This is a genomic window from Candidatus Buchananbacteria bacterium CG10_big_fil_rev_8_21_14_0_10_42_9 (assembly GCA_002773845.1).
In the GTDB taxonomy this organism is placed as follows: Bacteria; Patescibacteriota; Patescibacteriia; order Buchananbacterales; family 21-14-0-10-42-9; genus 21-14-0-10-42-9.
The window spans coordinates 1-12755 of the sequence record PEZZ01000014.1 but is presented as its reverse complement, the minus strand read 5'-3'; the positions used below and the strand labels follow the sequence as shown (position 1 = coordinate 12755).

8 protein-coding genes are annotated in these 12755 nt (G+C 42.7%); all 8 read left to right on the top strand.

Translation table 11 applies throughout. The annotated features are described in order from the left end of the window. The first annotated feature begins 143 nt into the window (after nucleotides 1-143). The 8 genes from COT81_02050 (at nucleotide 144) to COT81_02015 (ending at nucleotide 12458) form a co-directional block, all read left to right on the top strand. Complete coding sequence (locus COT81_02050; GenBank protein PIS05260.1) at nucleotides 144-1787, top strand: acetolactate synthase large subunit; 1644 nt, start codon at nucleotides 144-146, stop codon at nucleotides 1785-1787. 106 nt (nucleotides 1788-1893) lie between these two features. Then, nucleotides 1894-2178 carry an excinuclease ABC subunit C gene (locus COT81_02045; GenBank protein ID PIS05259.1) on the top strand — a complete coding sequence of 95 codons (285 nt, stop codon included), beginning with the start codon at nucleotides 1894-1896 and terminating at the stop codon, nucleotides 2176-2178. A 53-nt stretch (nucleotides 2179-2231) separates the two neighbouring features. Next, nucleotides 2232-3665, top strand: coding sequence for an aldehyde dehydrogenase (locus tag COT81_02040; GenBank protein PIS05258.1), 1434 nt, complete (start codon nucleotides 2232-2234; stop codon nucleotides 3663-3665). A 580-nt stretch (nucleotides 3666-4245) separates the two neighbouring features. Further along, nucleotides 4246-4530: a hypothetical protein gene (locus tag COT81_02035; GenBank protein ID PIS05257.1), complete on the top strand. Its 285-nt coding sequence runs from the start codon at nucleotides 4246-4248 to the stop codon at nucleotides 4528-4530. A gap of 491 nt (nucleotides 4531-5021) precedes the next feature. Further along, nucleotides 5022-6983 (top strand): excinuclease ABC subunit B, encoded by a 1962-nt coding sequence (locus tag COT81_02030; GenBank protein ID PIS05269.1) that lies wholly within the window; start codon nucleotides 5022-5024, stop codon nucleotides 6981-6983. A gap of 105 nt (nucleotides 6984-7088) precedes the next feature. Further along, complete coding sequence (locus COT81_02025) at nucleotides 7089-9908, top strand: excinuclease ABC subunit UvrA (GenBank protein PIS05256.1); 2820 nt, start codon at nucleotides 7089-7091, stop codon at nucleotides 9906-9908. Between the two features lie 125 nt (nucleotides 9909-10033). Next, nucleotides 10034-11599 carry an excinuclease ABC subunit C gene (uvrC, locus tag COT81_02020; GenBank protein PIS05255.1) on the top strand — a complete coding sequence of 522 codons (1566 nt, stop codon included), beginning with the start codon at nucleotides 10034-10036 and terminating at the stop codon, nucleotides 11597-11599. A 106-nt stretch (nucleotides 11600-11705) separates the two neighbouring features. After that, entirely contained in the window at nucleotides 11706-12458 is a 753-nt protein-coding gene (locus tag COT81_02015; protein PIS05254.1) for a hypothetical protein, read from the top strand. Nucleotides 12459-12755 lie beyond the last annotated feature (297 nt).

Below are 12755 nucleotides of genomic sequence, written 5' to 3'. Positions count from 1 at the left end.
GGACGTGCGCCTGCGGGGGGAACACGGCGGAAAAGTGTGAGAATTGCGGCGGCGCTAAAAGCCAAGGCCACGCCTGCGGCAGCTAACTTTAAAGCTAAATCTTAATACCGCCCCGCAGCCGCGGGGCTATTATTTTTTAAAGTATGAACGGAGCAGAACTTTTTGTTAAGTCATTAGAGGCCGAAGGTGTCCGGTGGGTTTTTGGCGTGCCGGGAGAAGAAAATATTGCTTTAGTGGATGCAATTGATCATTCTAAAATAAAGTTTATAGTTACCCGGCACGAACAAGGCGCCGCTTTCATGGCTGACGTTTACGGCCGTTTAACCGGCAAAGCCGGCGTCTGCCTGTCTACACTTGGGCCCGGGGCCACAAATTTAATTACCGGGGTGGCTAACGCGCACATGGATAGGTCGCCCCTGATTGCCATTACTGGCCAAGGTTCGTTAACTCGAGCGCATAAAGAGAGCCATCAGTTTATTGATCAAAATAAATTATTTGACCCAATTACTAAATGGACGGTTACTGCCAAAACGCCGGATACGATTCCGGAAGCAATAAGAAAGTCTTTTAAAATAGCGGAATCAGAAAAACCAGGAGCCGTGCATGTTGAATTGCCAGAAGACGTAGCCGACATGCCAGTTAAAAATATTGCACCTTTAAAGCCGGTAGATCAATATCACGCTAACGCGAGCCAAGTTGAAATTGATAAAGCGATTAAGTTGATTAAAAAAGCCAAGCGCCCCCTGATTTTAGCCGGCAACGGAGTGATTCGCCAAAAGGCGGCTAAAGAGTTAAGAAGTTTTTTACGCTTAAGCCAAATTCCAGCCGGCAATACTTTTATGGCTAAGGGGGCGATACCTAGAAACTACAAGCATCATTTATATACTTTCGGTTTGCAAGCCCGAGATTTAATCAGCTGCGTGTTTGAACAGGCTGATTTGATTATTGCCATTGGATATGACGTAGTTGAATACGCGCCTAGTTTTTGGAATATTGGCCGGCTTAAAAAAATAATTCATATTGATAGCCGCTATGCTGAAATTGACACAGCCTATGAGGTGGATGCGGAAATTGCCGGTCATATTGGCGATAGTTTAAACCAGATTATTGGCGAATTGAAAAAATTTAAATTTCCTAATTATTCATACCACTTGCCTTACCCCGAGTATATTAAGAAAGAATTGACAGCCGAAAGTGATGACACTTATTACCCTTTAAAGCCTCAAAAAATTGTGGCGGATATTCAAAAATTTCTCGGGGATGATGACATTTTAATTTCTGATGTCGGCGCTCATAAGGTTTGGATTGCTAGGCACTATCTAGCCAATAAACCGAACACGTGTTTAATCGCTAACGGTTTTGCGGCCATGGGGTTTGCTTTACCGGGAGCGATTATGGCAAAGATGCTGAATCCGCAAAAAAAAGTGCTGGCGGTTGCCGGTGACGGGGGGTTCATGATGAACGTGCAAGAGCTGGAAACAGCTGTTCGTTTAAAAACGCCGATAGTAGTTTTAGTGTGGACCGACAGTAAGTATGGCCTGATTCAATGGCACCAGGAAAAAAAGTACAAGCACGCCGCATCCATTGATTTTGACAACCCCGATTTTATTAAATTGGCCGAGAGTTTTGGCGCCGTTGGCTACAAAATCAAAAAAGGCGATTCCATTGCTGATGTTTTAGACAGAGCGTTTAAACAAAAGAAAGTGGCCATTATTGATTGCCCGGTAAATTACCTGGAAAATTTAAAACTTACTAAAAAGCTTTCGCGTAACGTTTGTTTAATTTAACTTATTTCCTTTTTTTGTAGTCTGTAGTAAGATGAATTTAATTGTATAAAAGGGTTTTTTAACATTGTCATCGCGAGGAGCGCTAGCAACGTGGCGATCTCTCGTTATGAAAAAATATTATATATATCTGCTAACAAATAAAGTCCATACAGTATTATATATTGGAGTCACTAGTAATTTGGCCAGTCGAGTTTGGCAGCACAAGGAAAAAATTATAGAAGGTTTTTCTAAGAAGTATAATGTAAGCAAATTGGTTTATTACGAGGAGTATGATAATGTTGTAGATGCTTTAAACAGAGAAAAACAAATAAAGAAGTTTAGTAGAAAAAGAAAAGAAAGTCTTATTAATAATGTAAACAATCGGTGGGAAGATTTAAGCTATCGATTGTAGAGATTGCGACGCTTCGCCACGTCTGACGTGGCTACGCTCGCAATGACAAAATTATGGTTGTAAAAGAATTTCCAATTTATGTGGCCGGTAAATTTGTTAAATCAAGACAAAGGCTTGAGGTTCTAAATCCGTACAATGACCGGCCAGTCGGACTGACTTTTTCAGCGACTAAGCAGCAATTAGAACAGGCGACTAAAGCGGCGGTTAAAACTTTTGAAATTACCCGGAAAATGGGAGTGTATGAGCGGGTGGCAATTTTTGACCAGTTGATTGCCGGCTTAACTAAAAAACAAAAAGCTTTTGCGCGCATGATTAGCTTGGAATCAGCCAAACCCATCAAAGATGCTGAAGTGGAAGCGATGCGGGCAATTAACGTTTTGACTTTAGCCAAGGAAGAAGCTAAGCGTATTGCTGGAGAAGTGTTGGATTTAGATTTATTAGCTAGTTCAGACGGCCGTTGGGGGATTGTCAAAAGATTTCCGGTGGGGCCGGTCGCCGGGATTTCACCGTTTAACTACCCATTGAATTTAGCTATTCACAAAGTCGCTCCCACCATTGCCGCTGGCTGCACTTTAGTTTTAAAAGTACCGTCTCGCACGCCGCTCACCATGATGATGTTTGCTGAATTAATTGATGATACAAATCTACCCAAGGGAGCCATTAGTATTATGGCGATGGACCGCAAGGTTGGAGATGCTTTAGTGACCGATGATCGGTTTAAACTTTTAAGCTTTACTGGCAGTCCGGCGGTTGGTTGGAAAATGAAGGAACGTTCGGGCAAGAAAAAAGTAGTTTTAGAGCTAGGTGGAAATGCTGGTGCCCTAGTTGATGAATCAGCAGATATAAAATGGGCAGCTAAGCGTTTAGTGGTTGGCGCATTTAGTTTTTCAGGTCAAATTTGCATTTCAACCCAGCGGTTATTTGTGCATAAAAATGTTTACGATAAATTTGTATCAGAATATATTAAGTTAGTTAAAAAAATAAAATTGGGTAATCCGATTGACCCTCAAACTCAAGTTGGCCCGATGATTGAAGCGGGCGCGGTTAAACGCACCGAAAAATGGGTCAATGAAGCTATCAAGTCTGGCAGTAAAGTTTTAACCGGCGGTAAAGCTAACGGTAAATTTTTTGAACCAACTGTATTAGACCGACCAAAGCCGTCACTAGCGATTTGTAGCGAGGAAGCCTTTGCGCCCGTGGTAAATTTATACCCAGTTAATAGTTTCACTGAAGGAATCAAAAATATTAATAATTCAGCCTTTGGGCTACAAGCCGGAGTTTTTACTAATAGTTTTGAACATATCAATTATGCCTTTCAGGAGTTGGAAGTCGGGGGAGTAGTTATTAACGATGTGCCGGGTTACAGGATAGACCATATGCCATATGGCGGGGTAAAAGATTCTGGCCTTGGGCGTGAAGGCTTGAAGTATTCAATTGAAGATATGACTGAACTGCGATTGATGGTTCTTAACAACAAAACCTCTTAACGCAATTCTCCCTTTTTTAAAGGGAGTGCCCGTAGAGCGAGGGATTTCTAGCTTTAATAAATCCTTCGGCTCGACCCGTCAGACGGGTCTCGTAAACTCACCACCTCCTTTAGTAAAGGAGGAATTCACCCTCACCTTAATCCTCTCCCATTGAGGGAGAGGAGAACATGGGTCGCCACCTCCTTTACACCCTGATCCTGTCGAAGGGTAGAAAAGGAGAAATTTCCTCACAACACCCTAAAGCCAGGCATTTTTCAATGTTTCCTCAAAATATTTGACATATTTATTATTTTATGGTATTATACTTTGTCCTTTTAAAATAGGCACTTTCCCTTTGTTTGGGTTTTAAATTATTAAAATTTGAACATGGGGAAGGTGTTATATTGTGAGCCGTTAATCGCCTTCCGGCGAAAAACGGCAGGAGGGGTTTGGTTCAGCTACACATGCATGTGTTTTTGGACCACCCTTATCTGCACTGTATTATCAATAAAGTTCAGGTAAGGCGAGAGTACACCTGTCGTGTAGTCTCGTTAACAAATGGCAAAAGGGAGCCATAATCCCTAATAAGGGATCTTGCAGTATGAGTGACGCGAGCAGAAGACTGCAAAACATGAGGCAAAGGGAGAGGACAAGAAACCTCTTCGCGCGCGCCAGGTTCGCCGTCATAAAATTCAGGCGCAACGGGGATGCTTCGGGTTTCCCTGACGTTATGGATGCCCTGCGAGGCAGAAATTTCGGTCAAGGGGTTACCAACCTGAGCCTGGCAGCGTTTGGGCCAGAAGACGTAGATCTGACGAGAGAAGAGTTCGAGGCCATGAAAAAAGCCTACGAAGATTCTCAGTCGTCACAAGGCAACAGCCAGTAGCTGCCGCTAATCCGTAGGAGGGTTCGGCGGGAGCAAACTGGGTAGAGTCAGGCCCGACACTGGTCGGGACACCACTGCGCATGGTGCGCGGCAGGACAAAGCGTTCCGTCAATGGGACCAACTACGGGGGGTAGGCATTGCTTATCTCCTTTTAATTTTATCTTGATATTTTTTATTAATCTTGTTACAATAGCTCGTACAATCTGGTTTAAAGTTACAATAAGGGACTTGTGTCCCTCTGTTTCGCTTGGATTGTTTTAACGAAATAAACCACATACCCATACTATTGTCATTGCGAGCCCGAACGGAATGAGGGCGCGGCAATCCAAAGACCCTCTCCTAGCAGGAGAGGGGAGGGTGAGGTAGAAACAAAATGATTATTAAACCCACCCTCACCTTAATCCTCTCCCATCAAGGGAGAGGAAAACATGGGTCGCCACGTCCCCTTGCTTCCGCAAGGTCCTCGCGATGACAATCGGGAAACGGCGCACATGCAATTCCAATTAGACCAAAAATTAAAGCCCAAAGGTGACCAGCCTAAAGCGATCAAGCAATTGGTAGCTGGATACAAAAAACATCGTTACCAAACTCTTTTAGGCGTGACCGGATCCGGTAAAACTTTTACTATGGCAAATGTAATTTCGCGGCTGCAAAGGCCGGCTTTAATTTTGTCGCACAACAAAACCCTTGCCGCCCAGTTATATCAAGAATTTCAAAATTTTTTTCCCAATAACAAAGTTGGTTATTTTGTGTCCTATTACGATTATTATCAACCAGAAAGCTATCTGCCCAAAAGCGATACCTATATTGAAAAAGATATGAGCATCAACGAACAGGTAGAACGTATGCGGATGGAAGCGGCCGGTAATATCATGAGTAACGATGATGTGATTATTGTGTCTTCAGTTTCTTGCATTTACGGTTTTGGTAATCCGGATAATTTTGAAAGCCAATCTTTTTTTGTTAGTACAAAGAAAGCTAAAAACGCAATTAAATTAAACGGGCCGGATGATTTAGCGCGAAAGTTGATTGAACTTCAATATGAGCGCAATGACATTGAATTAGCGCCCGGCCGATTTCGCGTTAAAGGCGATACCGTTGACGCGATTATGGGCGGCGGGACGATTATTATTCGGTTTAGTTTTTTTGGCGATGAATTAGAAAAAATTAAAGAAGTTGATCCGCGCACTGATAAAGTGTTAAGCCAATTTGATTCACTGCATATTTTCCCAGCTAAAGCTTTTGTCGCCCCCGAAGAAGATTTAAAACGCGCGATCGTAGATATTCAAAACGAACTTAAGGAGCGCCTGCCAAAACTTGATACCGTGGAGGCGTACCGATTAAAAAAACGCACTGAATTTGATATTGAAATGATGCAGCAACTCGGCTACTGCAAAGGCATTGAAAATTATTCTCGCCACATTGATGGCCGCCGTCCGGGCCAACCGCCCTACACCCTGCTAGATTACTTTGATTACCGGTTTGGTCAAAATTGGCTGATGTTTATTGATGAAAGCCATGTCACCTTGCCGCAAGTTGGCGGCATGTATGAAGGTGATCATTCTCGTAAGAAGAATTTAGTTGATTACGGTTTTCGTTTACCTTCAGCCTATGATAACCGCCCGCTAAAAATTAATGAATTTGCAAAATACAACCATCACGTTATTTATGTTTCAGCCACGCCGGCTGAAGAAGAAGTTAAAAAGTCAGGCCAGGTAGTTGAACAAATTATTCGTCCAACCGGGGTGGCAGACCCGCCGGTTGAAGTTCGGCCAATTGAAGGCCAGGTGGTTGATTTAATCAAAGAAATTAAAGCTACGACCGATAAAGGTTATCGCACGTTAGTTACGACTTTAACCAAACGTATGGCTGAAGATTTATCGCAATACTTAAAAGAAGCGGGCATTAAAACCGAATACTTGCATTCAGAAATTGACACATTAGAACGCATTGAAATTATTAAGCGATTGCGTTTAGGCAAATTTGACGTTTTAGTTGGCATTAATTTATTGCGTGAAGGCTTGGACATTCCGGAAGTTGCTTTGGTTGGCATTTTGGACGCTGACAAAGAAGGTTTTTTACGCAATGAGCGAAGTTTAATTCAAACGATTGGCCGCGCCGCCCGCAACATTGATTCCAAAGTAATTTTATATGCTGACAAAATAACCGGGTCAATTAAGCGCGCGATTGGCGAAACTGACCGCCGGCGTAAAATTCAATTAGCTTACAACAAAAAACATAACATCACTCCGGCCAGCATTAAAAAATTAGTGGCGGCCGAAGCGGTGGTGATTGAGCCAGACGAAAAAGGCAAAGAGCTTGATTTAGATAAATTAATTTTAGATTTAGAAGGGCAAATGCAAGCGGCTGCTGACCGGTTAGATTTTGAAAAAGCGATTGAATTAAGGGATAAAGTGGATAATTTAAAATTAAAGTTAATTAATGTAAAGTAAATTGTCATTGCGAGCGAATGCAATGAGCGTCGCAATCCCTGCCTGCTGGCAGGCCGGTCATGAGATCGCCACGTCGCTTCGCTCCTCGCGATGACAAAGTATAATATGAAAGAACAAGAGAAAATTACAATCAAAGGTGCGCGCGAGCACAACTTAAAAAATATTAATGTGAAGATCCCAATTAATAAGTTTTCGGTTATTACGGGATTATCGGGTTCGGGTAAATCATCGCTTGCTTTTGACACCTTATACGCTGAAGGCCAGCGCCGCTATGTTGAATCATTAAGCGCCTACGCGCGGCAGTTTTTAGGTCTTATGAATAAACCAGACGTGGATTCAATAAAGGGTTTAAGCCCAGCAATTTCAATTGAGCAAAAAACGGTGTCCAAGAATCCGCGTTCCACGGTTGGCACGATTACTGAAATTTACGACTACCTACGTTTGCTTTTTGCCCGGGTTGGCAAACCTCACTGCCCTAATTGCGGACAGCCGATAACCGCTCAATCAGCTGAAAGCATTGCCAAACTTTTGTTACAAGAAAAAGGTGGCACTAAAATGCAAATTTTAGCGCCGCTTGTCAGAGGCAAAAAGGGGACATACGAAAAATTATTTGACCAAGTGGCGAAAGAAGGGTTTTCGCGCGTTCGAGTGGATGGAAAAATGCACGATATTGAGCAGCGTGATTCAATTAAGCTAAATAAGCAAATTAAGCATACCATTGAAATAGTGGTCGATAGAATTGTGGTAAAAAAAGAGGTTGAATCGCGTTTAACCCAAGCCATTGAAACCGCCTTGGCGCATGGTGAAAGTTTAGTCACGGTAATTATTGGCGACAAAGAAAAATTGTTTTCGGCCAAAAATGCGTGTGTTGATTGCGGCTTAAGTTTTGACGATCTGCAACCGCGGATGTTTTCTTTTAATTCTTACTTTGGCGCTTGTCCGGAATGCCATGGGCTAGGTTTTTCCCAAGAACTTGATCCGGAATTAGTGGTTCCCGACACGTCACTTTCAATTGCTGGCGGAGCAATTAAACCGTGGCGAAACCATTTGGACGGTTGGCGCATGCAAGCCTTGGAATCAGTCGCCGACCATTACAAAATAGATATTGGCACGCCGTGGAACAAGCTTTCGCCAAAGGCCAAGAAAATTATTTTATATGGCACTAACGAGGAAATTCGCTATGATTGGCACACTAAAAGCGGCAGCACGTATAGCTGGTCAAACGAATTTGAAGGCGTGATTCCGCAGCTGGAACGCTTGTATGAACAAACGGAATCCGAATATCGCCGACAAGAAATTTTGAAGTTTATGCGCCAAGGCGATTGTTCCGCTTGCTGCGGCAGAAGGTTAAAGCCGGAAGTTTTAGCAGTCACCGTTGATAATCAAAATATTTATGATGTGACCGAAATGTCCATTGGCCAAGCGACTGAATGGTTTAAAAATTTAAAATTAAATAAGCAAGAACAAGAAATCGCCAAGCTGATCATTAAAGAAATCATTAATCGGCTGCAGTTTTTAGTTGACGTTGGTTTGGATTACTTAACTATGTCTCGCTCGGCGGCTACACTGTCCGGCGGTGAAGGCCAGCGCATTCGGCTCGCGACCCAAATTGGCTCGGAACTGCGCGGGGTGTTGTATATTTTAGACGAACCTTCCATCGGTTTACACCAGCGTGACAACAAACGTTTAATTAACACACTACAAAAATTACGCGATACCGGCAACACGGTTGTGGTGGTGGAACACGACGAAGAAACTATCCGCCATGCCGACTATGTGTTGGACTTAGGTCCTGGCGCCGGTATTCATGGCGGACACGTGGTCGCCGCCGGCACACCCAAGCAAATTGAAAAAGTGAAAAAATCGCTGACTGGCCAATACCTTGCCGGACAGGAATTTATTCACGTGCCAAGCAAACGCCGTAAAGCTTATGATCACGTAGAAGTACTTGGCGCGGCTGAGCACAATTTAAAAAACATTGATGTTAAAATCCCGTTAAAAGTTTTTAGCTGTGTTACTGGCGTTTCCGGTTCCGGCAAGTCAACTTTGGTTAATGACATTTTATACCAAGCTTTGTACTCAAAATTTTGGGCCACTAACGACAAACCCGGCAAACACAAAGACTTAAAAGGTTACGGAAAAATTGATAAAGTTGTACTCGTTGACCAATCGCCGATCGGGCGCACCCCCAGATCAAACCCGGCTACGTATGTGGGGGTGTTTACCTATATTCGGGAACTTTTTGCCCAAACTAAAGAAGCTAAAGTTCGCGGTTATAAACCTGGGCGGTTTAGCTTCAATGTCATCGGCGGCCGATGCGAACACTGTGAAGGGGACGGCGTAATTAAAATTGAAATGCATTTTTTGCCGGATGTGTATGTGGAATGTGAAAAATGCAAAGGCACCCGCTATAACAAAGAAACGTTAACGGTAAAATACAAAGACAAAACGATTGCGGATGTGTTGAACATGACGGTGGAAGAGGCTTTAGAATTTTTTGATAAAATTCCACGCATTCAAAATAAATTACAAACCCTGTATGATGTCGGCTTGGAGTATATTGAACTTGGCCAAAGTGCGACTACCTTGTCAGGCGGTGAAGCCCAGCGGATTAAATTAACTTCTGAATTATCCCGACGCGGTGAAGGTAATACTTTGTATATGCTAGATGAACCAACCACCGGCCTGCATTTTCACGATGTTAAAAAATTATTGGATGTGTTTAACCGATTAGTGGATAAAGGTAATTCGGTCTTAGTGATTGAGCACAATTTAGATGTGATTAAGTCCGCCGATTGGGTAATTGACCTTGGCCCAGAAGGCGGCGACAAAGGCGGGCGGGTAGTGGCTGAAGGTACTCCCGAGCGCATTGCTAAATCGGCGCGTTGGAGCCACACCGGAAAATTTTTAAAAGATGTATTATAAGACCCTCTCCTGACAGGAGATGGGAGGGTGAGGTAGGTAAAAATTATCGAATGCCCCCTCACCTTAGTCCTCTCCCGCCAGGGGAGAGGAATCAATAGTGAAAATTTCTCGCGATAACAATTATTATGCCCAAACTAAAAACACAATTAACTAATCTCCCGCACCAACCCGGATGCTATTTATATTACAATTCCGCCGGCAAGCTTTTGTATATTGGCAAAGCTAAAGATATTAAAAAACGGGTGGCAAGTTATTTCACTAAAAATATTCATGACCCAAAAACCGAGAAACTAATTTCGGAAATTGCCAAGGTTGACTACATTGTAACAGATAACGAATTGGAGGCATATTTGTTGGAAAACAAGCTGATTAAAAAACGCCAACCAGTTTATAACATAATGTTAAAAGATGATAAAACATATGCTTATATTGAAATTACGAAGGAAAAATTTCCGCGGCTGGTGACGACGCGCACCAAATCTCCGGACAAAAAATTATTTGGCCCCTATCCCAGCGGTTATTCTCGCCAGCACGTTCTTCGCTTAGCCAATTCACTTTTCAAATTACGGGTTTGCAAAAAGTTACCCAAGCGGCCATGCTTGCTCTACCACATCAACCAATGCTCCGCGCCGTGTATTAACAACATTTCCGAAGGCGAATACGTGCGTAATGTTACATTAGCTGAAATGCTTTTAAAAGGTGATATTAAACCGTTGACAAAAAAGCTTGAATTTGAGATGGATAAATTTTCCAAACGCCAAGAGTATGAAATTGCTAAACTGAAGCGGGATCAAATGCGGGCGCTGCAATCTTTAGCCACCCAGCAGCGAGTCGATTTAAAAAAACGGTATGACCAAAACGTTATTAACTACGTCGCTACCGCCAAGCAAACCATTTTTGGCGTGTTTCGCATCAACAAAGGTGTGATTACAGGCAAGCAAGAATTTGTGTTTAAAAAAGAGTTAGCTTTATTAGAGGATTTTATTACCCGTTATTATGAAACCCACGATATCCCGGAAGAAATAATAATTCCTGAACGTTTTGAAAACCAAAAATTAGTGGCGGCGTATTTAACCAAAGCCAAAGGCAAAAAAGTCAGTTTCACCGTTCCGCAGAGAGGCGACAAAGTTAAATTACTTGATTTAGTCAAGACCAATATTTTAACTAAGGAAAAAGAAGAAGAAAGTGCTTTATTTGAACTGCGTCAAAAATTGAAGCTAGAAAATGTGCCACGAACGATTGAATGTTTTGATATTTCCAACTTAGGTGAAACTAATAAAGTTGGGTCAATGGTGTATTTCAAAGATGGCAAGCCGGACAAAAGCAATTATCGCCGGTTTAAAATTAGAACAGTTGAAGGCCAAAGCGATTATGATTCAATGCGCGAGGTAGTGCTGCGCCGCTATTTAAGACTGGTAAAAGAAAATAAAACACTGCCGGATTTAGTGATTGTTGACGGCGGCAAACCGCAAATGTCAGCCGCGCTTTCTGCCTTTCGCGAAATTGGCATTCAATTGCCCTTGATTGGTTTAGCTAAAAAACACGAAGAAGTGTACACCACCTACACCCAATATCCATTTCGCTTTTCCCGCCGCACTGACGCCCTTAAACTACTCCAGCACATCCGCGACGAAGCCCATCGTTTTGCGATTACTTATCACAGGGTGTTACGCAGCAAGGGCATGCGATAATCCTTCATCATGCCATGCCCGCGGAAGCGGGAATCCAGTTTCATGCCAGGATTCCGGATTGAAGTCCCGAAAGACACAATGTGTCGTTTTTTGATATACTATCCTTATGTTTCGCGACTACTTAGAGTCTTCCCGTTCAGCTGTTTATAGCATTTTGTTTATTTTGCCGTTTTTGTTAATTTATGAATTTGGTATTTTCTTTGGCGCACGCGGGCAAAACATTGGTGACTCATTTTTACGTTTAGGATATTATTTTTTTGTTTTCTTACTTGGCCCAACTATCAGCGCGGCAATAGCCGGGGTAGTTATTTTTATAGCTATTTTATTTGTCGTCAACCAAATCAAAGAGCAGAAAATTCGCATTCGTTTTAAATATTTTTTATTGATGCTGGCTGAAGTTTTGTTTTGGACAGTTGGCATTGCACTTTTTTTAGGTATCTTTTTTTACCGTAACACGCCGGAATTTTTTACGTTTCAACCAAATGAAAGCGCGCGCTACATGGCCTACGCTAATAACTTGCGGGATTTTTGGTCTATTTTTATCGGCAGTATTGGCGCTGGCGTGTTCGAAGAGCTGGTATTTCGGGTCATTGGCATCCGCTTGCTCTACGAACTGTTTAAAAATAAAATGTACCCGAAGTTTTCCGATGATCAGGGCGCTTTGCTCAAAGCAATTGGCGCTTCAGCACTGGTTTTTACAGTGCTGCATTATAAAGGCGTTGCTAATCCTTTTTCTTTGATTGGCATTTTTTTAATGGCTATTATTTTTTCCTTTTTATACTTGCGCCGCGGATATGGCATTGCCGCTACCACCCACGCGTTTTGGGATTTGTTTTTCTTTTTTGGTATTTTGGCTTAAAGTTATTATTACTTTCTTGAATAAGCCCATCGTTTTGCGATTACTTATCATCGCTTATTGAGGAGTTAGGGTATAAAGTAGGTTACCCGATTGTCATCCTGCTTGTCCGCCTCTGGCGGGAGGAGACCGCCTTAAGCGGGCGACGTGAGGATTTCAGGGATTGCCACGTCGCTACGCTCATCGCAATGACAAAATAACCAAATGTTTTAGGCACACACATTTTGCACCCTTTCTAGCGCCTCATTGGGCGTTAGTCCATCTAGGGCACAGTGTTCTAAGTTATTGTAATTAGTATTC